The 23,132-nt window shown below is 37.8% G+C and carries 22 protein-coding genes and 1 riboswitch; of the genes, 13 read left to right on the forward strand and 9 right to left on the reverse strand.

Features of this window, described 5'->3' with window-relative positions; all coding sequences use genetic code 11:
* Complete coding sequence (locus ACU5DF_RS03705; RefSeq protein WP_045103668.1) at nt 1–669, forward strand: YiaD family glycine zipper/OmpA-like lipoprotein; 669 nt, start codon at nt 1–3, stop codon at nt 667–669.
* A 194-nt stretch (nt 670–863) separates the two neighbouring features.
* On the opposite strand, the gene ACU5DF_RS03710 is transcribed toward ACU5DF_RS03705, so the two are convergent.
* A complete protein-coding gene (locus ACU5DF_RS03710) occupies nt 864–1,034 on the reverse strand; it encodes a hypothetical protein (protein WP_099047778.1) in 171 nt (56 codons plus the stop codon).
* Nucleotides 1,035–1,091: 57 nt separating this feature from the next.
* Between ACU5DF_RS03710 and ACU5DF_RS03715 the strand changes: the two genes are divergently transcribed.
* Nucleotides 1,092–1,790 carry a metal-dependent hydrolase gene (locus ACU5DF_RS03715; protein ID WP_446711829.1) on the forward strand — a complete coding sequence of 233 codons (699 nt, stop codon included), beginning with the start codon at nt 1,092–1,094 and terminating at the stop codon, nt 1,788–1,790.
* Nucleotides 1,791–1,939: 149 nt separating this feature from the next.
* Here ACU5DF_RS03715 and ACU5DF_RS03720 read toward each other — a convergent pair whose 3' ends face one another.
* The gene (locus ACU5DF_RS03720; RefSeq protein ID WP_446711830.1) at nt 1,940–3,604 is read right to left on the reverse strand and encodes a methyl-accepting chemotaxis protein; all 1,665 of its coding nucleotides are present in this window, start codon (nt 3,602–3,604) and stop codon (nt 1,940–1,942) included.
* Nucleotides 3,605–3,812: 208 nt separating this feature from the next.
* Here ACU5DF_RS03720 and ACU5DF_RS03725 point away from each other — a divergent pair, with 208 nt between their 5' ends.
* The 4 genes from ACU5DF_RS03725 to ACU5DF_RS03740 are packed head-to-tail and all read left to right on the forward strand — an operon-like array spanning nt 3,813 to nt 7,638.
* Entirely contained in the window at nt 3,813–4,199 is a 387-nt protein-coding gene (locus tag ACU5DF_RS03725; protein WP_446711831.1) for a hypothetical protein, read from the forward strand.
* A gap of 53 nt (nt 4,200–4,252) precedes the next feature.
* Nucleotides 4,253–6,361: a protein-disulfide reductase DsbD family protein gene (locus ACU5DF_RS03730; protein ID WP_446711832.1), complete on the forward strand. Its 2,109-nt coding sequence runs from the start codon at nt 4,253–4,255 to the stop codon at nt 6,359–6,361.
* Nucleotides 6,361–6,897 (forward strand): protein disulfide oxidoreductase, encoded by a 537-nt coding sequence (locus tag ACU5DF_RS03735; RefSeq protein WP_446711833.1) that lies wholly within the window; start codon nt 6,361–6,363, stop codon nt 6,895–6,897. The genes ACU5DF_RS03730 and ACU5DF_RS03735 overlap by 1 nt, the downstream gene beginning before the upstream one ends.
* A 9-nt stretch (nt 6,898–6,906) precedes the next feature.
* Complete coding sequence (locus ACU5DF_RS03740; protein ID WP_446711834.1) at nt 6,907–7,638, forward strand: DsbA family protein; 732 nt, start codon at nt 6,907–6,909, stop codon at nt 7,636–7,638.
* Nucleotides 7,639–7,709: 71 nt separating this feature from the next.
* On the opposite strand, the gene ACU5DF_RS03745 is transcribed toward ACU5DF_RS03740, so the two are convergent.
* The gene (locus ACU5DF_RS03745; RefSeq protein WP_446711835.1) at nt 7,710–10,496 is read right to left on the reverse strand and encodes an EAL domain-containing protein; all 2,787 of its coding nucleotides are present in this window, start codon (nt 10,494–10,496) and stop codon (nt 7,710–7,712) included.
* A 221-nt stretch (nt 10,497–10,717) separates the two neighbouring features.
* Between ACU5DF_RS03745 and ACU5DF_RS03750 the strand changes: the two genes are divergently transcribed.
* Nucleotides 10,718–11,533 carry a GGDEF domain-containing protein gene (locus tag ACU5DF_RS03750; protein WP_446711836.1) on the forward strand — a complete coding sequence of 272 codons (816 nt, stop codon included), beginning with the start codon at nt 10,718–10,720 and terminating at the stop codon, nt 11,531–11,533.
* A 16-nt stretch (nt 11,534–11,549) separates the two neighbouring features.
* Here ACU5DF_RS03750 and thiD read toward each other — a convergent pair whose 3' ends face one another.
* The 6 genes from thiD to pspA form a co-directional block, all read right to left on the reverse strand.
* On the reverse strand, nt 11,550–12,365 hold the full coding sequence (gene thiD / locus ACU5DF_RS03755; protein WP_446711837.1) for a bifunctional hydroxymethylpyrimidine kinase/phosphomethylpyrimidine kinase: 816 nt from the start codon (nt 12,363–12,365) through the stop codon (nt 11,550–11,552).
* A 102-nt stretch (nt 12,366–12,467) separates the two neighbouring features.
* Nucleotides 12,468–12,565, reverse strand: a riboswitch (TPP riboswitch).
* Nucleotides 12,566–12,640: 75 nt separating this feature from the next.
* Nucleotides 12,641–13,678 carry a YcjF family protein gene (locus ACU5DF_RS03760; RefSeq protein ID WP_446711838.1) on the reverse strand — a complete coding sequence of 346 codons (1,038 nt, stop codon included), beginning with the start codon at nt 13,676–13,678 and terminating at the stop codon, nt 12,641–12,643.
* Entirely contained in the window at nt 13,675–15,072 is a 1,398-nt protein-coding gene (locus ACU5DF_RS03765) for a YcjX family GTP-binding protein (RefSeq protein ID WP_446711839.1), read from the reverse strand. The genes ACU5DF_RS03760 and ACU5DF_RS03765 overlap by 4 nt, the downstream gene beginning before the upstream one ends.
* Before the next feature lie 90 nt (nt 15,073–15,162).
* Nucleotides 15,163–15,552, reverse strand: coding sequence for an envelope stress response membrane protein PspC (gene pspC, locus ACU5DF_RS03770; protein ID WP_045103658.1), 390 nt, complete (start codon nt 15,550–15,552; stop codon nt 15,163–15,165).
* Complete coding sequence (gene pspB / locus ACU5DF_RS03775) at nt 15,552–15,776, reverse strand: envelope stress response membrane protein PspB (protein ID WP_045103657.1); 225 nt, start codon at nt 15,774–15,776, stop codon at nt 15,552–15,554. The genes pspC and pspB overlap by 1 nt, the downstream gene beginning before the upstream one ends.
* A 48-nt stretch (nt 15,777–15,824) precedes the next feature.
* A complete protein-coding gene (pspA, locus tag ACU5DF_RS03780) occupies nt 15,825–16,490 on the reverse strand; it encodes a phage shock protein PspA (RefSeq protein ID WP_446711840.1) in 666 nt (221 codons plus the stop codon).
* 206 nt (nt 16,491–16,696) lie between these two features.
* On the opposite strand from pspA, the gene pspF reads away from it, so the two are divergent.
* The 6 genes from pspF (at nt 16,697) to ACU5DF_RS03810 (ending at nt 23,080) form a co-directional block, all read left to right on the forward strand.
* Nucleotides 16,697–17,713 (forward strand): phage shock protein operon transcriptional activator, encoded by a 1,017-nt coding sequence (pspF, locus tag ACU5DF_RS03785; protein WP_446711841.1) that lies wholly within the window; start codon nt 16,697–16,699, stop codon nt 17,711–17,713.
* An 84-nt stretch (nt 17,714–17,797) separates the two neighbouring features.
* A complete protein-coding gene (gene sapA / locus ACU5DF_RS03790; protein ID WP_446711842.1) occupies nt 17,798–19,423 on the forward strand; it encodes an ABC transporter substrate-binding protein SapA in 1,626 nt (541 codons plus the stop codon).
* Complete coding sequence (locus tag ACU5DF_RS03795) at nt 19,423–20,385, forward strand: ABC transporter permease (protein WP_045103653.1); 963 nt, start codon at nt 19,423–19,425, stop codon at nt 20,383–20,385. The genes sapA and ACU5DF_RS03795 overlap by 1 nt, the downstream gene beginning before the upstream one ends.
* On the forward strand, nt 20,372–21,259 hold the full coding sequence (gene sapC / locus ACU5DF_RS03800) for a putrescine export ABC transporter permease SapC (protein WP_045103652.1): 888 nt from the start codon (nt 20,372–20,374) through the stop codon (nt 21,257–21,259). The genes ACU5DF_RS03795 and sapC overlap by 14 nt, the downstream gene beginning before the upstream one ends.
* The gene (locus ACU5DF_RS03805; protein WP_045103651.1) at nt 21,259–22,272 is read left to right on the forward strand and encodes a peptide ABC transporter ATP-binding protein; all 1,014 of its coding nucleotides are present in this window, start codon (nt 21,259–21,261) and stop codon (nt 22,270–22,272) included. The genes sapC and ACU5DF_RS03805 overlap by 1 nt, the downstream gene beginning before the upstream one ends.
* The gene (locus ACU5DF_RS03810) at nt 22,256–23,080 is read left to right on the forward strand and encodes a peptide ABC transporter ATP-binding protein (protein ID WP_045103650.1); all 825 of its coding nucleotides are present in this window, start codon (nt 22,256–22,258) and stop codon (nt 23,078–23,080) included. The genes ACU5DF_RS03805 and ACU5DF_RS03810 overlap by 17 nt, the downstream gene beginning before the upstream one ends.
* The last annotated feature ends 52 nt before the right edge of the window (nt 23,081–23,132 follow it).

Consider the following 23,132-nt stretch of genomic DNA (forward strand, 5'->3'; position numbering starts at 1 on the left):
ATGAAAAAGATCACAATTGCGCTTGCACTACTTATTGGTTTAACTGGTTGTCAGGCGACTCAACGCCAAAATGCAACAACAGGTGAAACAGAAACTAATTCTGCAACTAAGGGCGCGCTTGCGGGTGTTCTTGCTGGTGTTGCTATCGGTCTTGCGACTGGTGATGATGCAGATGAGCGTCGTAAAAACGCCTTGATTGGCGCAGCAGCTGGCGGTGCAGTTGGTGCTGGTGCTGGCTATTATTTTGACCAACAAGAACAAGCACTACGTAATGAGCTAAAAAGCTCTGGTGTTCAAGTTGAACGTGTTGGTGAAAACGAACTAAAATTAATTATGGATAATGGCATTGGTTTCCAATCAAGCTCTTACCAATTAGATTCAAGTATTTACAGAACATTAAATGGTGTTGCTCGTATTTTAGTTGAATACCCTGATACTGCACTTCAAGTTAATGGTCACACAGATAGTTCTGGTAATGAAACTAAAAACCAAACACTATCAGAGCAACGTGCTGATTCTGTTCGTACTTACCTAGTAAGACAAAACGTTGCTGCGGGCCGAATTAACGCACGTGGCTACGGTGAGCGTTACCCAGTTTGTGATAACTCAACATCACAAGGCCGTGCATGTAACCGCCGCGTAGAAATCACAATCTTACCGCTGAAATAGTATCTCTTTCATTTATTAGGTAATCCTAATTTAACAAAGTTGATATTACAATAGACGATAAAACCAAAAAATATGTATAAATATACAGTTGTTTATTGGTTTTCACTATCGCCTGTTATAGAATAAAAAATCCCCATGATGCTAGTTGTCATGGGGATTTTTATTTAACATGGAATTGAACATCTCAACGGTACTTATTGAATCGTTTCTTTTAACTTCCCAATGAGAAAGTCTTTTCCCGTGATTACCGTTTCTTGTAGCTGTTTGAAGAGCTCTGTATCCATAATATTTTGAACTTCATCGCTGTAATTCATCCCAATATAAATCCCAAGGACAATAAACAGTAATGCAAAAATTTTAAACATAATTATTTTTCTCTATTAATTCAGCGTTTATCTTACAAAAGAATTCTTTAAAAACCTATGGCAAATTTTAGTACTCATTTTAATACCGCCGCTTTAGTCTCTGGCTTAGCATCAGCCGCATTACTTTCAGCAAACCACATCGAACTCAATACGGCTTTATGGCTTTGGTTTTTAGGTACTATTGGCGGCTTATTACCTGATATTGATTCTGATAACTCCACCTCTTTGGATATTATCTTTAACCTCTTTACTATCAGTATAGTTTTGCTCAGTATTCGCTATTTCACTAGTGATGCCATTGATGAAAGACAATTTCTATTACTTATTGGTATGCCTGTAATGATTCATCTTATTATCAAGTATGGTATTCGTAATATTTTTGAGTGGCAAACTATTCATCGTGGTATCTGTCATTCTTTACTTTTTCTCTTTTTTTGCGGCTTAGTAACAACCGATATTATCTGGTTTACCTTAGATGCTGATGTTGCTCATAAAGAATTTATCGCTTGGCTTTCTGGCATGTTTGTTTTTAGTGGGGGGATTGTCCATTTGGTTCTCGATGAGATATACAGTGTTGATTTAGCCAACGTGAGAATTAAACGATCATTTGGCTCAGCCTTAAAGTTCACTGACTTTTCTAATCAGCCCCTCACCCTCTGCTTTACACTCATGAGCTCTGCTCTATTTTGGTTTGCTCCTCCTATTGAATCAACGATTCTTGCTTTAAAAAACTGGCAATTTTTTAAACTATGGTGAGCTATAAAGCACTAATAAAAAAGCACAAGAGCCATTCATATGACTTTTGTGCTTTTATCTCTATCTATAATAGATAATTTATTACGTTTTAAAGTAATAGCAATCACAGTAAGTAAGTGATCAGTAATTTACTACGATTGGTATAAGTACTACACTTTAAAACGATCAACAAGTTCAGAAAGTTCATTCGCTTTCTGGTTTAGTATTACACCACCCGCTCGGTTCTGACTTGCTAACTCTGCAGACTCTGAACTTTTATCAGAAACAGATACAATACGCTCTGAGATTTCTTGACCAACGATACTTTGCTCTTGTGTAGCCGTTGCAATCAATGAGTTCATTTCCATGATCGTATTTACTGATGCTAGGATTTGGCCTAAAGATTCAGAAGCAGCCACTGCTTTATTTACCGTCAGTGTACTGAAGTTCTTGCTTGATTCCATTACTTGAACGGCTGAATCTGAGCCTGATTTTAGAGCTTCAATACGTTGGTGAATTTGCGCTGTACTTTCTTGAGTTCGGCTCGCTAATTTACGAACTTCATCCGCAACTACGGCAAATCCACGCCCTTGCTCACCAGCCCTTGCCGCTTCAATCGCCGCATTCAGTGCTAGTAAGTTCGTTTGTTCCGCAATATCTTGAATTACAGATAAGGTGCTTGCGATATTTTGAACATCGCCTTCTAGTTTAGTAATAACATCACTTGCTTCATCTAATTCAGCAGCCAACGTTTTTACTGACTCAGAAGCTTCATTTACCGTTTGCATGGCAACTTGCGCATTAGTATCCGCATCTTGAGCTGAATGCGCCGCTTGCTCTGCATTTGATGAAATCTCATGAGATGAGGTTGTTAACTCAGTCATTGCAGTTGCAATTTGCTCTGTCTCTGAACGCTGATTCGTTACCACTGCATTTACTTGAGCTGAACGCTCAGACATATTTGATGTTTCCGCAACAATATCGTGACTTACATGAGAAACATTAGAGATAATTTTATGCAATGACTCAACAAATAAATTAAAGTTATTACTTAGTTGATTAAACTCAGGCACTGTAAACTCAGGCATACGAGCGGTTAAATCTGCATCACCAGAGGCAAATGATTTAATTGATTCATCGAACTTTTGAATCGGAGCCATAATACTTTTATTAATATAGAAACCTAAGACTGCAACAGCAAAAATAATTAATAAAGTAAATAAAGCAATAGCTTGCATACTGCTAGCCAATTGCTCATCACTCATGGCTTTCATTTTATTAACAACAGCATCAACATCATCTGTGTAAAAACCTGTACCAACAACCAAGTCCCACTTAGAGAAATATACACTATAAGCAAGCTTAGGCAGCGCAACATTTTGATTTAATTTTGGGTAGTAGTACGTTGAATACCCTGAACGATTTTTTGCAGCAGTGATAATATCTTGAATAAGGTAATTGCCTTTTTTATCTTGTAAGTTCCACGCATTATCACCAACACCTTTACTTGATGTACCTAGTAATACGCGAACGCCATTTGATTTAAAACCAAATAAATAACCTGTATCAGCAAATTTAACTGGTTTAAGTGAAGCAATAACATCTTCTTCTGTTGCATTTTTCTTTTCTAAATGACCCAACTCAGAAGAAACAATATCCAGATAAGATTTTAACTCTGTTCGCTTCATGTCCATCATTTGCGAACGAGTCATGTCCATTTGCGCTTGATTTAAAGCGTTGGTTTCTTTGTAAGTCATCGCCATAATTAAGACTGACGTTAATACAATAGGTAAAATTGCAAGCAAATATAACCTTGCCTTGATCGATAAATTCATTCCTTTCCCCTCAGGTGTACTACATTGTTAATAAGCTAAAAAAATTAACAATTATTATCCATGTTAATAGCCTAGCAATTTTCATACCATGAAATTATAAGTACTTTGATTTTCCTATCTTTAATCATAGACGAATAAATGACAATTCGGTTGAAAAATTATTATTTTCGCTTAGTATGTTTAATCAAACATTTAATGAGTACTTTTTTTGAGTTTTTCTTTACTACAATACAAGCGGCAACCTATCGCTTCATGGTCACTAGTTTTAGTGAGTATTGTACTATTGGTCTGTTTTTCTCAGAACCTTGGCTTATCAACTGCTTGTCCTTTGTCGTCTCAACCTGACAATGTAGAACAAATCCATCTCTCCAATTCAGAACAAACCGCAAGTGATGATGCTTCACAATGTAATAGTAGTGAACATTTAGTCAACGCCCACACTGTACATCTCGATTTTGCTATTCCTATGTTTATCTTAGCCCTTGTCATTATAGCGGCAATCCTTAAACAAGCGGGAACAACGTATTTCTTCACAGAACCTATCACCTCTTATGGCGTGCGGCGGCATTTGGCCTTCTGCACCTTTCGAGAATAAACATACCGTAAGTACTTATATCTTTCTTATATAATTATTTTCGGAGTAACACTGTGTTTAAAATTCAGCAATTTAAAATAGTGAGCGCATTACGTTTAGCTATTCTTTTAACGTCAACACTCTTGTTGTCGGCATTTTCGGTATCTGCACAACCCATCACAACAGGCTGGTTAACCCATCCTGATCATCCTCCAGCACAAGTTCGTTTTATGCTAACGGGTGAAGTCGATGAAGAGAACAATCAAGCCCGAGGTTTACTCGAAGTAAAGCTTGATGGTGAATGGAAAACCTATTGGCGATCACCTGGTGAGGGGGGCGTTTCACCGGTACTCGATTGGAGTAAATCAACCAACCTTTCTAAGGTAGATTGGTATTGGCCTACCCCTGCTTATTATGAGCAATCAGGTTTAATGACGCTTGGCTACAAGCATGATGTTATTTTCCCTATGGAGCTAACCGTTGATGATATTACCAAACCCGTTAGTTTCTTAGGTAAGTTGACCCTGCCAACCTGTACCAATATTTGTGTCTTAACAGAGTATGATTTGGAATTACCTCCTATCAATCTCACAGACATTGAAACGAATGCAGATGCTCAACATTTGTACCAGCAAGGGTTTTCAAACGTACCAACAGCAAGTGATGCAATTACCATCGTGGCTGCCTATTTTAATAAGGTATCGCAACAATTACACCTTAAATTACGCCAAGATACGGGTTGGGATAAACCACAGATCCTCATTGATGGCAGCGAAATTACCGATGACTATTTCTCCCAACCATCAATAGACATTAATGGTAACGACGTAACCGCGACTTATAAGGTGACTAACTGGTTAGGCGAAACAGACTTAGTCGGCAAAGCTATTTCGATTACCGTGTCTGATGCCCTTTTCTCTCATGAGTTGAAGGCGGTTATCGATGACAAACCTTTTGCACAAACGGCATCAACAAGCTTATTAACAATGATAGGCTTTGCGCTGTTTGGTGGTTTAATTCTTAATATTATGCCGTGTGTCTTGCCCGTATTAGGCATGAAACTGAACAGCATGGTGGCATCTTCTCAAGCGAGTAAACGCTCAATTCGCTTGCAGTTTCTTGCCTCTGCCGCCGGAATATTAACCTCATTTTGGTTATTAGCGGCTGGATTACTTATCTTAAAGTTCACAGGCAGTGCCATTGGATGGGGAATTCAATTCCAGAGCCCTATTTTCATTGGTTTTATGGTTATAATAACCGCCTTATTCACGGCTAATTTATTTGGTGTATTTGAAATTCAATTACCAAGTCGTTTTTCGACTTCTCTTGCAAATAAAGGGAATGATTCAACTATTGGGCATTTTGTTCAGGGGATGTTTGCAACCTTACTCGCAACCCCATGCAGTGCACCATTTTTAGGAACCGCGGTTGCCTTTGCATTAGGGGCAAGTACCGTTGAAATGTTGATGATATTCACTTTCTTAGGTTTAGGAATGGCACTACCTTGGTTGGTTTTTTCTTTGTTTCCCCGTCTCGTTTCATTTATGCCAAAACCGGGCATATGGATGAATAAAGTCAAACTCATTTTTGGCCTCATGATGTTAATCACCACATTGTGGCTACTGAGTTTACTTACGCCATTTATTGGCGGGTTATCAGCAACCATTCTTGGATTATTACTCAGCATTTACTTACTGTATCAAATAGGTAAAACACAAGGTAAAAATACCGTTATCGCGATTATTGCCATCATTGTATTTGCAAGTAGTGCTGCGCTGATTGTTGGTAGTATGACGACCAAGCATTGGGCTACACCGATTGAGGACAACCTTGCTTGGCAGCCATTAAATGAGCACGCCATTGATGAATACGTTAAACAAGGAAAAACGGTTTTTGTCGATGTAACGGCTGATTGGTGTATTACTTGTAAGGCCAATAAAATCGGCGTTATTTTGCAAGATCCTGTGTATTCAGTATTACAACAAGATAATGTCATTACCATGAAAGGGGACTGGACGCATCCAAGCGATAAAATCACCAATTACTTAAAAAGTCATCAACGATTTGGAGTACCTTTGAATGTAGTTTATGGCCCTAACGCACCTCAAGGATTATCGCTGCCAGTGTTATTACGCAGTGAGGATATTATCCAAGCAATAGAATATGCAGGGAGAACACCATAATGACTCAGGAGTCGGTAAATGAAAAGAAACCAAAGAATTCTAAAGCAGATGTGATCAAATTTGTTAAGGAAATAGCAAAACTAGCTTTCTTTATTATCTTACTTGTTTCCGCTATCGATTTTTGGCGCAGTAAAGATATGCCATCAGAATCAATACCAGAGCTATCAATAAATACGATCAATGGAAATTGGGTTGATATAGAAAAAATGAGCCACAATGAACCGGTTTTACTGTATTTCTGGGGTACATGGTGTCCTATCTGCAACGTTGTTAGCCCTAGCGTCTCTTGGTTAGCAAATGATCATCAAGTCGTGTCTGTTGCTATTACCTCTGGTGATAATAAACGATTGTCACAATTCATGAATTACAAGGAATACGAGTTTCCAGTAATCAATGATTCAACAGGACAGATAAGTAAAGAATGGGGAGTCACTGCGACCCCTTCAATTGTCATTATTAGTAATGGCAAAGTATCTTCTATTACAACCGGTGCTACGACTCCATTTGGTCTGTGGCTACGTTTATTTTTCGCTTAAGGTTATCTCATGAAATCACTACTATTATCAGCAACAATTACAGCAACTCTGCTTTTATCTCCGCTCGTTTCCGCACAGAGCGTAACAACAGCTCAAGAACAACAATTAACTGAGATCACTAGCTTATTACGTCAAAACCCAGAGTTAATTGAAGGTTTACATACCAATTTAAGTCAATACCTTGATGGACAAAAATCATTAGACTCTATCTTAAAAACCAATCACGATTATTTATATAACAACCCACAGCAACCCTATTTTGGCGCTGAAAACCCTAAGTTAACTATTATTAATTTCACTGACTATAACTGCCCATATTGTAAGCGCTTAGAATCGGGATTAGTTGAAGTAATTAAAAAACATCCAGAGATCCGCGTTGTAAATATTCTACTTCCATTCCAACAACGTATGATCCCAGAACTAAAAACCAATACAGCATGGTACGCATTAAATGTATGGGAAAATGATCGTTCTAAATTTGCCGAAGTTCACCGTTTAATGATGGCAAAACCATCACGACATGACAGCACATCAGTAATGAAAATTGCCGATTTAACTCAGACCCAAAAAGAATTGACACCAAATCCAAAAAAAGAAGAGTTGGTTGAAAAAAATGAAAAGATCTTTAGCCAACTTGGGCTTAGAGGAACACCAAGCTTAATCATTGGTAATGAAATTATCCCAGGATTTATACCTCAAGAAGATTTAGAAACAATAATCACAGAGCAACTTAATCCATAAAAACACGAAAGCCGTTACATCAACACGTAACGGCTTTCTCTTTGTGCTCGATAACTGTTTGATGTTATCTATTACATAAACTTTGGTGTAAATTCAACCGGTTCTTCCACGACTAAATTCTGTTGAATAAAGACCTCAAACTCTTTTACAGGTAACGGTTTACTAAATAGATACCCTTGGCCATATTCACATCCTTTGCCTAAGAGAAAACTGAGGTGTTCATCCGTTTCTATTCCCTCTGCCACCACGGATAAGTCCATGCCGTGTGCAATAGAGATTATCGCATTAATAAGTACTTCATCACGGGCAGTACCAATTCGGTTTACAAAAGAACGATCTATTTTTAATCGATTCAATGGCAAATTTGAAAGGTAGCTTAGGCTAGAATAACCAGTGCCAAAATCATCTAAAGCAATAGAAACACCTAACGCTTTAATTCCACTAATTCGATCCAATATCTCACTGCCACTGTCCAATAATGCACTTTCTGTTACTTCAACAATAAGATGTTTAGGCTCTACTTTATAAGTCATTAATGCATGGCTGACTTTATAGACGATATCCGCGTCATTCAATTGCAAAGCAGACATATTGACCGATACTTTAGAAATATCTAATCCTTCAGCATGCCATACAGAAATTTGGCGAATTGACTCTTCTAATACCCAGTGCCCTAACTGATGGATAAAACCTGTCTCTTCAGCCAAAGGGATAAACTTATCTGGTGGAATAAGGCCTTTTTCTGGATGGTTCCAACGGATCAGTGCTTCTGCTGCATCAAAGGATGACGTCCTGTGATTCAAAATAGGTTGATAGTAAAGCTCAAACTCTTCATTTATTAATGCCGCTTTTAGCTCATGCTCTAAATCAAATCGTAAACGTTCTTGCTCTTCCATTTCTGTACTATAAATATAGGTATCAGACTTTGAATGTCGCTTAGCGTAATGTAAGGCAATACCCGCTTGGCGTAACACCTCTTCTGCGCTATATATGAATTCTGATGTCTTAGAAATACCACAATGAATATAGCTAACGTGGTTTACATCTCCCAATTTAATTGGTTCACAGAAAATTGAACGCAATGTATCTAATCGTGAATTTATCTGTAAATCATCATTAAAAGGCAGTAAATAGATAAATTCATTTCCGCTTAATCGAGCAAAAAACTCCCCCTCCCTAACTTGCTTTTCTATATGTTTAACTAGCGTTTTTAGTAAATGATCCCCGAGCTTATGACCATAGTGATCATTAACGAATTTAAAGCCTTTAATATCAATATGCAGTAAAGAGAAGTGACTCTTATGCTCAATTTTTATGTCTAAATTACGAATAAAAGCATAACGATTAGGTGCTCCGGTTAGAGTATCAAAACGGGCTTGATGTTCAATTTCTTGCTGATATTCTACCTGCTTAGTAATGTTTTCAACTAAGCCAAGAATACCAATCAGATTATCGTGGTCATAAATTGCAGATAGCTTCCATTTCAAAACTACCACTTCACCCGATTGATTTCTAAACGAACTTTCACAATGAGCTTGCTCACTATGACCCGCACTCATCTTTTCAAGCTCAAGACTCATATTAGAAAAATAGTCACCAACGATACCTTTAGTTTCAGTAATATTAGTTCCAATTAGTGTTTCTGCATCAATAGAAAAAATGGAGTGACACATTTTAGACCAACGGCTAATGTTCAGGTTTGGGTCCCACTCCACTACGCCATACGTTGAATTATCAAGTAAATTGTTTATTCTTTTATACGCACCACTTAATCGTTTCTCTTTATCAATCAACTCACCCTCTATCATTTCTTGCTCTTGCAGAACAAATTCAAAATGCTGAGATAATAAGGTTAATTCATTAGTCTTCTCTGAGGATTGTCCATTCTTGCTTTCAACATACTTTCTAGTGCTAGAAAGTAATTGTCGAACAGGAGAAAGTACACTTTTATTTAAACCAAAAAATAAAACAAAAAAGAAAAGAAAACTACAGATAATAAACAGCACAACATTACGAAGAAAGGTATAGATCACCCCTTCGTAAACGTGTTCAATCGGTAAAGCGACTACCATGGTCATGTTATGGTTAAATCGCTGAGGAAGTAAATTAATGCTAAGTGCTAAACGACGAATACCATCCTTGCCAACGACCTCTGTAATACTGTCGTTAAAAACATCACCTTCAATAAATACATCTTTTAGGCTAGTAATATTTTGTTGTGGGAGCGCTAGAGATTGAAAGAAAGAAATATAACGATGTTCATCATAAACAATAACAACAGAATCATCAGGAAGAGTGAGTTTCGACACTTCTTCTCTCCATCGTTCAAAATCAGTTACCGCAACGACAGCCGCAATACTGTTATTATTTTGATCTAATACTGGGTAAGCAAAATTCAATGACGTCTGCTGAGTCGCTCTATCCGTTTGGAATTCACTCATAGACAAACGTTGTTCGTTAATCGCTTCTTGAAAGTACAAACGGTCTGCCACATTTACTTTTTTTGTAAGTGGTGTTGCATTACATAATAAATCGCCATTTGCCAAAGGAACCCCTAAATTACTTAGTTCCTTATGTAATTTCAATGCTTTTGAGATAATGCTGTTACACGCTTGACTTGACGGTGCTTGCAATTCACTAAACTGACTCAGCTCTTTTAACACCTTCTGAATTTCAACAATCGCCTCAATATGCTCACTTGCCAATGCGTCGACAGTGGCTCTGACTTCATTTTGGATTAGCTGCTTTTCAGTTCGATATTCATACCAAATATTAAGTGAAATGATGATAGCGGCAGGAAGTAGGGCAAGAATTAAATTAAATAATACTCGACTTCTTAGTGATGAAATAAAGTGCATACTAAAACCTTAAAAGCAACGAACCTCTAACATACCATACATTATTCTTAATATGATACTTATCAATACATCCTTGTGCTTACTGTCACAATTTATAGACTCATCTATACTATACAGAAGTCAACTTATTCAAAATTAATTCTGTAGTTTCTATTTATTTTTCTAAAAAAATTAAGTACCCTCAGTTAGGTGTAACATTCCATTAACAGCGAGCATGCGATATGGAACGAAATAATAAAAGACCAATTATTGTCACCGTGATTCTTTCCTTATGTCTAGCTGCCTGTGTTGCTTTGTATGAAGAAATTGGGTTTGAGTCTTATTCCGATTTGATTTTCGAAGGACTAACTCTCATTTTGTTAGTTTATATCAGCCTAACTGCTTACCGTTTTTTTAAATCTTACTCTTTTTTAATGATTGGAGTTTCTTTACTCATATTTAACAAAGGCTATGACTTATTAACTGAGTTTCCAATAATTGAAAAACATGCCGACCATTGTGAAGTTATTGATACCATTTTAGATGACGGGTCTCTCTTTGCAGCTTTTTTCTGTATTGCTATTGGTATTACTCGCATGGTTCAAGATCTTGCAAAACAAAGCATGAAAGATGAATTAACAGCTCTCTATACCAGAAAAAAACTGCCTCAAGTAAAACTTGATATGTTTGATTTGATTTATTTTGATTTAAATGATTTGAAAAAAGTTAATGATCTAAAGGGCCATCAAGTCGGTGATCTAATGATTATTCGTTTTTCTCAAGTATTAAGAAAAGCCTGTCTAGATCGAGAGATGGCTTTTCGTATCGGTGGTGATGAATTCGTCGTCACTACCCATAAAAATCGCGCAACTGATTTTATTAATGACATATATAAACAACTTGCTAATGAACCCATTACGTTTGCCTATGGCGTAGAAAGCACCAGCAAAGATGATATAGAACACGCTCTTATTAGAGCAGATAAGCATATGTATGACATGAAACAAAAACAAAAGAAAAAAAAGAGCACCTCAAGTGCTCAAATTTTATATCGCTAAGTTTAAAAAAATAATGCTAAGAATTTAATACAAAAAAGTGATTCACAGGCCCACGTCCCTTACCAATACTCAACTCATCCGCATGGATAATCGCTTGAGTAATGTATTGCTTACCTAACGCAACGGCAGCCAGTAATTCATGACCTTGCGCTAAATACGAAGCAATTGCTGACGATAACGTGCAGCCTGTGCCGTGTGTATTGCGAGTTTCAATGCGGGGTGTCGATAAACGCTCTATAGAATCAGATAAAATTAGCAAATCGGTACTGTTTTCATCCTTTTCTAAATGCCCGCCTTTTAGCAATACTGACTTAGCACCTAATTGACGAAGTTCATCGATCATTCCTGTCATTTCGACTTCACTTTCGGGTATTTTCGCGTTAATTAATGCTGCTGCTTCTGGTAGGTTTGGGGTAATAACATCAGCAAGGGGAAGCAGTTCAGATTTAAGGCTTTCAATAGCAGAGGATTGCAGAAGAAGGTCACCACTAGTTGCAACCATAACAGGATCAACGACTAAATATTGTGGCGTGTATTGTTTTATTTTTTCCGCAACAGAGTGGATTATATTAGAGTCACTCAGCATGCCCACTTTAACGGCTACGACATTTAAATCAGAGAAAACAGCATCAAGTTGCTGCTCAACAAATTCACTGCTGATTGGATAAATACTCATAACGCCTTGCGTATTTTGAGCGGTTAATGCGGTAATCACAGAGCAAGCATAACTGCCTATTGCAGAAATCGCTTTGATATCGGCTTGGATGCCAGCACCACCACCACTGTCAGATCCAGCAATGGTTAATACAATGGGTGTTTTTACTATAGGCATACTTATTTTCCCTAACTAACGGTCAGGAAAAACAGTCATAGTGAGAATAAAATACGTATAGACGCGAGATCTCACCAAAAGAAACGGATCGAAAAGATCGTATCAAAAGGACCATTAGTTCCCTACGCCAGTACTAACTGAATCAGGTTCAACGGGTTCGCTATTGCGATCTCAGCCTATTGGCTCCCCGACTAATGCCGACATACTATCATTAATCGATTTGTAAATAGTATGCTTTTTATAAGAATGCTAACTAGAGTTAACTAATTCTCAACTTATGAACTCAATTTGGATCCTAATTGAGCAATAATGGTTTTACGCATATCAGAAAGCTTAGGCGCTTCTCCGGCTTGCCATGGTAATGGACGCATTAGATTCATGGTTCTTAATCCAAAACGTGCCGTTAATAAGCCGATACCTAACCCTTGTGCCGCTCTGGTTGATAACTTACCCGCCAACCCAGTAGAAAGCATATCAACACCAACATCCGTCACCATTTCGGTTGCACCGGCAAAAGCCATGTTTTGCAGCACCATTTTAAACAAGCGTAAACGTCCCCAATAACCCAACTCAACACCATAAACTTGAGATACTTGTTCGATTAATCGAATGTTACGCCACGCAACCAACAACATATCCACCACGGCTAATGGGCTTAATGCCACCATTAACGCTGATTCACCAGCATGCTTGCTGATTAAGGCTTTTGCTCGTTTATCTTGCTCTGAAACCACCATAGAATCATACATTTCAAACACTTCAGCGTTGTTATGATGTGATTCAATGCTATTCTGCCAACGTGTATATTCTGCAGTATTTGTCGTTAATCCTTTCTTAGCTAACGCTTCACAAAACGGTTTTGCCTGACCAATACCATTACCTTCAGCTAATTCAGCCACTTGGTGTTGGATCTCTGCTCGATTTTTTAGTTTTCGTAATGTCCACAATTCACGACCTATCGCGCTTACACCCATCACCGCCGCTAAACTAATTAATCCAGCCCACCCCAATGACAGAAAATCAGCCGATTGAATTGCGGTAATGACATGATCAATACTTTGCCACACTGTTAAACCAAGAAATCCACCAATCAGTGTTTTAATACTCCAATGGGTTTTCTTTTTTATTAATGGCGTTTCAATATCCACACCATCAAGTTCCTCTTCTTCTATAGATTGAGGAACAAACTTAACGTTTTCTTCAAATAATTTTTGAGTATTCAGAGATTCAATCGGCTCTTGTTCTTGGTGATACTCCTTTCCTTGATGTAACGCTTGTGACTGAAAAATACGTTGTTTCTTTAATTCACTCATACTAATTTATCTCCTAATAAGAACTGCATCGCTTTATCCATTCGGATGTGTTGCAGTGGCTTATCACTTTCATTATTCAGAGGTTGAAAGCTCATAAAATTAAAGGGCTTTGTTTCCCAATAGGCTTTCGTTGGAATACGTTGCGGAACTTCACCCGGGAACATCATCATCGGCTGTTGCTCTGAATTAACACCTGAAATTGCCGCAAACAATTCACCGTCCTCATCTATCATTCCTGCGGTGGTTGCTTGAATTGAAGCAATGCTCATACATTCCATTTTAATGCCTTCATACGCAGTTTCTTGCCATGTTTGATGGATCATCTGCTGTAATAAAGACACCATATTTGGATGCTGTTCAGGAGTAACGTGATCTGCTTTGGTTGCAGCAAACAATACCTTATCAATTTTCGGTGAAAATAGACGCTTAAGCATTGAGCTTTTGCCATATTGGAAACTATGCATTAGCTGATCAACCGCTTGGCGCATATCGTTAAACGACTGCTCCCCAGCATTTAATGGTTGTAAACAATCCACCAATACGATTTGACGATCAAAATGCCTAAAGTGTTCGTTATAAAACTTCTTCACCACATGTTGTTGATAATGTTTATAGCGTTTTTTTAGCACTGCAATATTCGAGTCTTTACTTGCCTTTGATAATTCATCTTCGGTGTATTTATGCAAAAACATAAATGGGAAAAACTGTAATACGGGCGCTCCAGCCAACTCTCCAGGTAGAACAAACCGTCCCGGTTGCACCCAATGTAACCCCTTAGCATCTTTACAAGTATGGAGATATTGAGTAAATAGTTCTGCAATATAAGCAAGTTGCTTCTCATCAACAGGGGCTAATGGGTCTAATTTTTGTGCTTCCTCTAACCATATTTCAGAGAGTATTTTCCTGTGCCCCGTTAAGCTCACTTGTTGTTGCTTTGACCACTCAAGATAGTCCATATCTAATAACGGCAGATCTAATAACCACTCACCAGGATAGTCAACAATATCAACATGCAGGGTTGAACTATCTTGTAAGTGTTTTAGCAAACCTGATTTTGGTTTAAATTTTATGGCTAAACGTAATTCACTAACATCACGAGTTGGTTTTGGCCACATTGGCGGCTCTGATAATAATGATTCCATACCATCATCGTAAGTAAAGCTTGGGACCGAAAGGTTAGATTGGGAAACTCGTTTTGCACCAATCATGCGCCCTTCTCGAGTGACTGACAATAAAGGTAATTTATCACTTGAGGCTGCGTGTAAGCACTGATTAACAAAAGAAGTAATAAACGCAGTCTTCCCTGCACGAGATAATCCAGTAACCGCTAATTTAACGTGGCGATCCATACTACGATTGACAAATTTATTCATTTCTTTGGTTAATCTGCTCATTACGATTCTCTTTTTATTCTTTTTCTAAAAACACAAATGGAGTGTACAGAACCAATTCTGAACACTCCATGAACAAGATTTACATTAAGATTAAAGATTACGAAACTCTCGACGAACCTTATATTCAGAAGAGGTCACATATCCTTCCATTCGACGAATTTTTTCTTCCATTCTCGCCATGTCTTGATCTACTCGTTTAATTACTTCTGATGGTGATTGGCCAGCTTGCCATGGTTTACTTTTGACTGTGTGCTCACGACTTTCTTCAGCGCGATAGTACATTTCAACTGGGGCTTTATCTAAAAAAAGCATAGCTGCAAAGTACGCTAACATAACTAGAAAACCAGCACTAAACAGAGCGGCAGATACAACCAGAATACGTACTATCCATGGTTCAATACTAAAGTACTGAGCAATACCTGCACACACACCACCAATTTTTCCATTTCGAGTATCGCGATATAACTCTTTATTAGCCATTAGCGCTCCCTCCAACTTGGGGATTCTGCGTCCAGGATTTTCTCTAAAGTTTCCACACGACGCTGCATTTTATCCGCACGTTCTGTCATTGTTTTAAGTAACTGCGTATCTTCCTGCGACAAACCTTGTGCTGTTTTCCCTTTGCTTCGGTAATGTAAAAACAGCCATAACGGTGCCACAAAAATAAAAAATATAACCAAGGGGAAAGCAAAAAATCCGCTCATTGTTGTCTCCTTAAATGCAATTAAACATAGACATTATAGATGAATCTATTATGCGTCTTTCTTCATTTGTTCTTTTAAACGCTCTAATTCTTTTTCAATCTCATCTTGAGCTTGTAGCTCTGCAAATTCTTGTTCTAAAGAGTTGCTTTTCCCTACAGAGTAGCTGTCTGCTTGAGCATCTAATTCATCAATGCGACGTTCATACTGCTCAAATTTCGCCATTGCTCGCTCTGTTTTACCAGAATGTGTTTGAGCTTTAATGTCATTTCTATGCTGTGCTGTTTGCTGACGAATAACTAATGCTTGCTGACGAGCACGTGTCTCTGTCAGTTTAGTCTCTAGTTCAGTTAATTCTGTGGTCAACTTCTCAATACCTTCTTCAACCAGAATAAATTCCGTTTTTAAGCTTGATAGCACATCTTGCACTTTTTGCTTTTCAATTAGTGCTGAACGAGCAAGATCTTCGCGTTGTTTAATCAGAGCTAAACTTGCTTTCTCTTGCCAATCTGTCACTTGAGCTTCAATTGAACCAATCTTACGTGTTAATTCCTTTTTATCTGCAATCGCCTTTGCTGAAGCAGTACGAACCTCTACTAAGGTGTCTTCCATTTCTTGAATAATCAAGCGGATCATCTTTTCTGGATTCTCTGCCTTATCTAGCAATGAAGTTACATTAGCATTAACGATGTCTGCAAAACGTGAAAAAATACCCATAATTTATTCCTCTTTAATAATAGTGATAACAATATGTAGTTATCTCATTCATATATTTTAAAACTTACTATGACTATTACACAATGCATGCCAACTTTTCACTATATAAAAATCAACAACTTATAAAAAGTTGACCTCTAATCAGATTTAAGTGATGATTAAAACCACTATTTACTGGCTATTTTGACCAACATTGTGGGGCTATAATGAGAAAAGATAATTTAATTGGAGAATCCGATGCATTTCTATCTTCACTAGATCACGCCTCGCAACTTGCTGCAATTGACAGACCTATTTTAATTCTTGGTGAACGAGGCACAGGTAAAGAACTCATCGCTCAGCGTCTGCACTTTCTATCACAACGATGGGATGAACCTTTAGTGAGCTTAAATTGTGCTGCACTTAGCTCTGGTACGTTGGATTCTGAACTATTTGGTCATGATGCAGGAGCATTTACTGGCGCAAAACAACGCCATCAAGGACGTTTTGAACGTGCTGATGGCGGATCTCTATTTTTAGATGAACTCACAACGGCACCATTAACCGTTCAAGAAAAACTACTTCGGGTCATTGAATACGGTGAATATGAACGAGTGGGTGGTTCTCAAACATTAAGAGCTGATGTTCGACTAATTTGTGCGACTAACCAAAACCCTCAAGAACTCGTGAAAGAAAAGAAATTCAGAGCTGATTTATTAGACAGATTATCATTTGACGTAATTCATCTACCACCTCTGCGATATCGCGAACAAGATGTCTTATTGTTGGCTGAACACTTTGCTATTAAAATGTGTCAAGAGATGAACCTGAGTTATTTCGCTGGGTTTACTTATCATGCAAAACAACAGATTCTAGGCTATGATTGGCCAGGCAATGTACGTGAGCTTCGAAACTGTATTGAACGAGCAGTGTTTAAGCATAATCATGAAGAAGCACAAATTGATTATATTCAGCTCAATCCTTTTGCCTCACCTTGGGAAAAGACTCAACTAAGCATTCCTTCTTCGGCTATACTCAATGAGCAGAAGGAACAAGATACGACACCCTCATTACCATTGAATTTAAAACAGTTTCAAATCGAACAAGAAAAACAATTATTAGAGCAGGCTCTATTAAAAACACGACACCACCAACGAAAAGCTGCTGAAGAACTAGGCATAACCTATCATCAATTTCGTGGATTATTAAAAAAGCACCACCTCTTGACCACAATCAAGGGATAATCTTAGATATTTAAGTGCAGAACCAGTCACTTGAGTATAAAATGACAAGTTCATTAATTTAAATTGATAAAAGCTGCGATCATTATGAAGATTATTACGCGCATGCTCATAGCAGTGACGGGAATATTTTCCCTATCAGGCTGTTACGATGCGGGGATCAAACAGACAATTCATGAAACTGGATTCATCTATTGTGAATCTGGCAATGTGGAATTTTTTAATCCACAGATTTCTGATGAGAATAGTATTTTAGAAGCCATTAGCGCTCAAATATATGATCGCTTACTTATTATTGATCCTATAACACAAAAACCTTCTGCAAACTTAGCAAGCTCTTGGAAAGTTGATGACTCTGGTAAAGTCTATACTTTTACTTTACAGCCTAATGTTGCTTTTCATACGACCGAATGGTTCAAGCCAACTCGTTTTCTTAATGCTCATGATGTGGTTTTCAGCTTTAATCGCATTTTAGACCCTGAGAATTCGTACCATAATGTGAATTCAGGTAACTACCCTTGGTTTAATAGTATTAATTTTACTCAAACCGTTAAATCAGTGAAAGCAATCAACCCACATCAAGTTGAATTTACCTTATCTTCTCCTGATAACACTTTTTTATCTACGCTAGCGACATCATATGCGGTAATTCATTCTGAAGAATATGCATTAAAATTAGCGCTTGCTGATAATAAAAACCAAATCGATTTAAAGCCTATCGGGACAGGGGCTTTTAAGCTTTCTCAATTCCAAAAAAGTGAACTGGTTCGTTTAAAACGACATGATAGCTACTGGCAAGGTGCTGCTAGAATGTCACAAATAGTATTTGATATTTCAAGTCGCGGCACTGGTTCATTAGCAAAACTATTACGCCAAGAATGTGATGTAGTCGTTAATCCTATTTCAAGTCAATTACCGGTAATCATTCAAAATGATGATCTTACCCTCTTCTCTCAAACAGCAACTAATGTGGCCTTTATTGCTGTTAATATGAAGAAGCCATTATTGCAAGATCAAAGAATACGCAAAGCCTTAAACTTAGCTATCGATCGCTCAAGTTTGATTAATTCGGTTTACTATAATTCAGGAATAGAAGCTAAATCTATCTTACCGCCAGCTTCTTGGGCCTATGGAGATGACAGTTCATTTATTCGATATGATCTTAATTACGCTAAAGGGTTATTACGTGAAGCAGGGGTGAAACAAGGATTAACATTGACGATGTGGGTCCCTCTTGATAATAACTCTTACAACCCCAGTCCTAAAAAATCAGCTGAGATAATTCAGAATGATTATGAAAAATTAGGTATTAAGCTTAATATTATTACCAGTGATGTACTAAGTGAAAATGAATTAGAAAACAATGAGATAGATTTAATTCTAACCGGGTGGAATGCCAATAGCTCAGACCCTGACCCTATGATGAGACCCCTTTTATCTTGTGATGCGAAGCAAGCTGGATTTGGTGCTGCCAATTGGTGTAATGAAGAGTTTGATTCTTTACTTAATTTAGCAAAAGAAATTAATCAGCCTCGTTATCGTTTAAATATATATCGCCAAATTCAGAATCTATTAAGTGAAGAGTTACCAGTAATTCCATTAGCTCATGGTGTGAAGTATCAAGCTAACCAAACCTCATTGAAAGGATTTACATTAAGCCCATTCAATACATATTCTTTTCACAATGTTTTCAGAGTTAAGGAGGTAGAATAATGTGGTTTTACACTATACGTCGTTTTAATTTATTTATTATTACGTTACTTATCTTAACCTTAATTGGCTTCAATATTTTACGTCTAGATCAAGCTTCTGCTTGGTCTCAAGCTCCTTTTTTCTCTGGTTGGATAACTTATTTAGGCCAATTGGCGAATGGTAATCTAGGGGTAAATCAATATGGCCTTAATATGCTTGAAGAGATCCTTCGAGTGTTCCCTGCAACAATGGAACTCTGTTTCTTTGCATTCTTTATCGCCTTAATAATTGGAACACCCATTGGTACAATTGCTGGAATGCGCCAAGGAAAACCCTTAGATACACTTATATCATCCATCGCATTATTGGGATATTCAATGCCTCTATTTTGGATCGCATTGATATTATTAATGTTTTTTAGTTTAAAATTAGGCATTACTCCTGTTTCTGGCCGCTATAGTTTATTGTATGAATTTGATGCAAAAACAGGATTTGCCTTTATTGATGTACTGGCTTCTCGATCTCCTTATCGTGCTGAAATGTTGGAAAATATCATCCAACACTTAATATTGCCTACACTAGTATTGTCTATCGCCCCTATGACAGAAGTCATTCGTTTAATGCGCTCTTCAGTATCTACAGTGATAACTCAAAACTACATTAAAGTTGCACATACTAAAGGGTTATCTAAATTTGAAATCATGGTAAAGCATATTATTCGTAATGCGCTTCCACCAATTATTCCTAAGTTAGGTATCCAGCTGTCGGGGTTATTTACTGCTGCTATCCTCACCGAATCTATTTTTAATTGGCCAGGAGTTGGCCGCTGGTTACTTGATGCAATCATTAATCAGGATTTTGTGGCAATTCAAGCAGGTGTAATTACTGTGGCATCATTTATTTTATTCGCGAATATTTTATCGGATTTATTAGGTGCTGCTGTAAACCCATTAGTAAGGAAAGAGTTTTATGCTCTCAAATAGTGTCTATCAAGAAGAACATATTCCTACTCAAATAGAACGTTTCTGGTTGAGTTTTCGTGCTAATTCATTAGCCATGTTTGGATTTTGGTGTTTACTGCTGATTATTATTGTGACTGCAACGTCGTCTTGGCTCAGTCCCTATGATCCACAATGGCAGTCTGAAAATTTATTAATGCCGCCTTCTTGGAATGCAGATGGTGATGTTGCATTTTTCTTAGGAACAGATGATTTAGGTCGAGATATTTTATCAAGACTACTTATAGGCTCACAACTCACCTTTGGCTATGCCGTGGTGGTTGCGCTACTATCTGGCTTTGTTGGTTGCATTATTGGTATTTTTGCAGGTATGACTAAAGGATTACTATCTAGCGCCTTAAATCACCTGCTAGATACCATCTTATCAATCCCCTCTTTATTGCTGGCTATTATTTTTGTCGCATTTTTGGGGTTTGGTGAATTTAATATCTTACTAGCAATATGGCTTGCTTTGATCCCTCGTTTCATTCGTTCGGTTTATACCGCCGTACACAATGAAGTTGAAAAAGATTACATTATTGCGGCTCGCTTAGATGGCGCGAATAACTTTTATCTATTGTGGAACTCTGTATTACCTAATATTTTAGCCATTATCGTAGCTGAAATGACATTGGCGATCTCTGTAGCTATTTTAGATATTACAGCCTTAGGTTTTCTTGGACTAGGTGCACAAGCCCCAAGCCCTGAGTGGGGGGCTATTTTAGGTGATTCGATTGAGTTAATTTATATTGCGCCATGGACAGTGACGCTCCCAGGGATCGTGATTACTTTTACCGTTATCATCATTAACTTAGTCGGTGATGGGATCCAGCGCGCGTTAAATGCGGGGACAGAATAATGCCATTATTAGATATTCGTCACTTAACCATTGAACTTGAAACCCCTCAAGGTATGGTAAAAGCGGTTGATCGTATGAGTTTAACACTTAATGAAGGTGAAATTCGTGGTCTTGTAGGTGAGTCAGGTTCTGGTAAATCTCTGGTTGCTAAAGCTATTTTAGGAATAACCAAAGACAATTGGAAGATCAGTGCAGATAGAATGCGTTTAGGTAATATTGACCTATTGGCACTATCTCCAAAAGAACGACGACGAGTTATTGGCCGTGAAATGGCAATGATCTTCCAAGAACCATCGACCTGTCTTGACCCTTCTGAACAAGTAGGTAATCAACTAAAAGAAGCGATTCCATCAAAATATTTTACAGGTCGTTGGTGGCAGCGTTGGAATTGGCGAACAAAAGGTGCTATAGCGCTACTGCATAAAGTCGGGATAAAAGATCATAAACGCATTATGAAATGCTACCCTTATGAACTTACTGATGGTGAATGCCAGAAGGTTATGATCGCGATGGCAATAGCCAATAAACCTCGTATTTTAATCGCAGATGAGCCAACAGATGAATTAGATGCTGTGACGCAGTCACAAATATTCCGTTTATTAAGTCGTATGAATCAAGTTAATAACACCACTATTTTATTAATTAGCCATGATTTAATTACTCTAACCCAATGGGTTGATAGAATTACAGTTATGTACTGTGGGCAGTCAGTTGAGTCGGCAGGGCGTAAAGAGATTCTAAATGCACCAAAACACCCCTATACCAATGCCTTATTACGCGCAATGCCTGACTTTAGTAAAGATGGGATCCCCCACAAAGCAAAGCTAGAGTCTTTGCCTGGGACTATTCCTCCATTGCAGCATTTACCTATTGGCTGCCGTCTAGGTCCACGTTGTCCTCATGCTCAACGTAAATGTGTCCAAATTCCTGAAGGTCGAAAAGTGAAAGATCATAAATTTAGCTGCCATTTCCCATTAAATTTTGAGGAGAAAAAAAATGACTGCGCTTCTTGAAGTAACCGACCTTAAAAAAGATTATGTATTTCGTACTGGTCTTTTTCGCAAACAAATTAAGGAGGCTGTGAAACCTGTTAGCTTTTCTTTAGAAGCAGGACAAACGTTAGGGTTTATTGGTGCTAACGGCTCAGGAAAATCGACATTAGCACGTATGCTAGCAGGCGTAGTTGAACCAACTTCAGGTATTATCAAGGTAAACGGTGAAGTGCTCGATTATAAAGATTTTAAAACTCGTTGTAAGCTAATCCGAATGATCTTCCAAGATCCTAATTCATCATTAAACCCACGAATTCAGATTGGTCGTATCTTAGAAGGCCCATTAAAACGTAACACCAGTATGTCACTAGAAGCTCGTCAACAGCGTGTAAAGGACACATTACAACGTGTTGGCTTATTACCTGAACATGCTTACTTCTATCCTCAAATGTTGGCTACTGGTCAGAAACAACGAGTATGTTTAGCACGAGCATTGATTCTACAGCCATCAATTATTGTTGCTGATGAAGCGCTGAATGGATTAGATATGGCCATGAGGTCTCAAATTATCAATCTATTTTTAGAGCTACAACAAGAGATGGCAATTTCGTTTATCTACGTATCTCAACATATTGGGGTTGTAAAGCATATTACCGATAAAGTAATGGTAATGCATGAAGGTCAGGTGGTAGAGAAAGGTGTAACACAAGAGGTTTTTTCTAACCCTCAACATTCAATTACACAACGTTTATTAGGCAGCCATTTCGATGCCCCAACTCACGATAGGAAACAGCGTTTAAGTGCCGCGACACCAAAAATTGAATGCTAATGGTTTATAAACGAATAAGTTAACTCTTGTCACTGTTCCATCCATCCTTTAT

It is taken from the genome of Aliivibrio wodanis, from assembly GCF_052920805.1.

Coding starts and splice junctions, on each gene's coding strand:
- ACU5DF_RS03705 (WP_045103668.1), top strand. CDS start 1: ATGAAAAAGATCACAATTGCGCTTGCACTACTTATTGGTTTAACTGGT.
- ACU5DF_RS03710 (WP_099047778.1), bottom strand. CDS start 1,034: ATGTTTAAAATTTTTGCATTACTGTTTATTGTCCTTGGGATTTATATT.
- ACU5DF_RS03715 (WP_446711829.1), top strand. CDS start 1,092: ATGGCAAATTTTAGTACTCATTTTAATACCGCCGCTTTAGTCTCTGGC.
- ACU5DF_RS03720 (WP_446711830.1), bottom strand. CDS start 3,604: ATGAATTTATCGATCAAGGCAAGGTTATATTTGCTTGCAATTTTACCT.
- ACU5DF_RS03735 (WP_446711833.1), top strand. CDS start 6,361: ATGACTCAGGAGTCGGTAAATGAAAAGAAACCAAAGAATTCTAAAGCA.
- ACU5DF_RS03740 (WP_446711834.1), top strand. CDS start 6,907: ATGAAATCACTACTATTATCAGCAACAATTACAGCAACTCTGCTTTTA.
- ACU5DF_RS03745 (WP_446711835.1), bottom strand. CDS start 10,496: ATGCACTTTATTTCATCACTAAGAAGTCGAGTATTATTTAATTTAATT.
- ACU5DF_RS03750 (WP_446711836.1), top strand. CDS start 10,718: ATGGAACGAAATAATAAAAGACCAATTATTGTCACCGTGATTCTTTCC.
- thiD (WP_446711837.1), bottom strand. CDS start 12,365: ATGCCTATAGTAAAAACACCCATTGTATTAACCATTGCTGGATCTGAC.
- ACU5DF_RS03760 (WP_446711838.1), bottom strand. CDS start 13,678: ATGAGTGAATTAAAGAAACAACGTATTTTTCAGTCACAAGCGTTACAT.
- ACU5DF_RS03765 (WP_446711839.1), bottom strand. CDS start 15,072: ATGAGCAGATTAACCAAAGAAATGAATAAATTTGTCAATCGTAGTATG.
- pspC (WP_045103658.1), bottom strand. CDS start 15,552: ATGGCTAATAAAGAGTTATATCGCGATACTCGAAATGGAAAAATTGGT.
- pspB (WP_045103657.1), bottom strand. CDS start 15,776: ATGAGCGGATTTTTTGCTTTCCCCTTGGTTATATTTTTTATTTTTGTG.
- pspA (WP_446711840.1), bottom strand. CDS start 16,490: ATGGGTATTTTTTCACGTTTTGCAGACATCGTTAATGCTAATGTAACT.
- pspF (WP_446711841.1), top strand. CDS start 16,697: ATGAGAAAAGATAATTTAATTGGAGAATCCGATGCATTTCTATCTTCA.
- sapA (WP_446711842.1), top strand. CDS start 17,798: ATGAAGATTATTACGCGCATGCTCATAGCAGTGACGGGAATATTTTCC.
- ACU5DF_RS03795 (WP_045103653.1), top strand. CDS start 19,423: ATGTGGTTTTACACTATACGTCGTTTTAATTTATTTATTATTACGTTA.
- sapC (WP_045103652.1), top strand. CDS start 20,372: ATGCTCTCAAATAGTGTCTATCAAGAAGAACATATTCCTACTCAAATA.
- ACU5DF_RS03805 (WP_045103651.1), top strand. CDS start 21,259: ATGCCATTATTAGATATTCGTCACTTAACCATTGAACTTGAAACCCCT.
- ACU5DF_RS03810 (WP_045103650.1), top strand. CDS start 22,256: ATGACTGCGCTTCTTGAAGTAACCGACCTTAAAAAAGATTATGTATTT.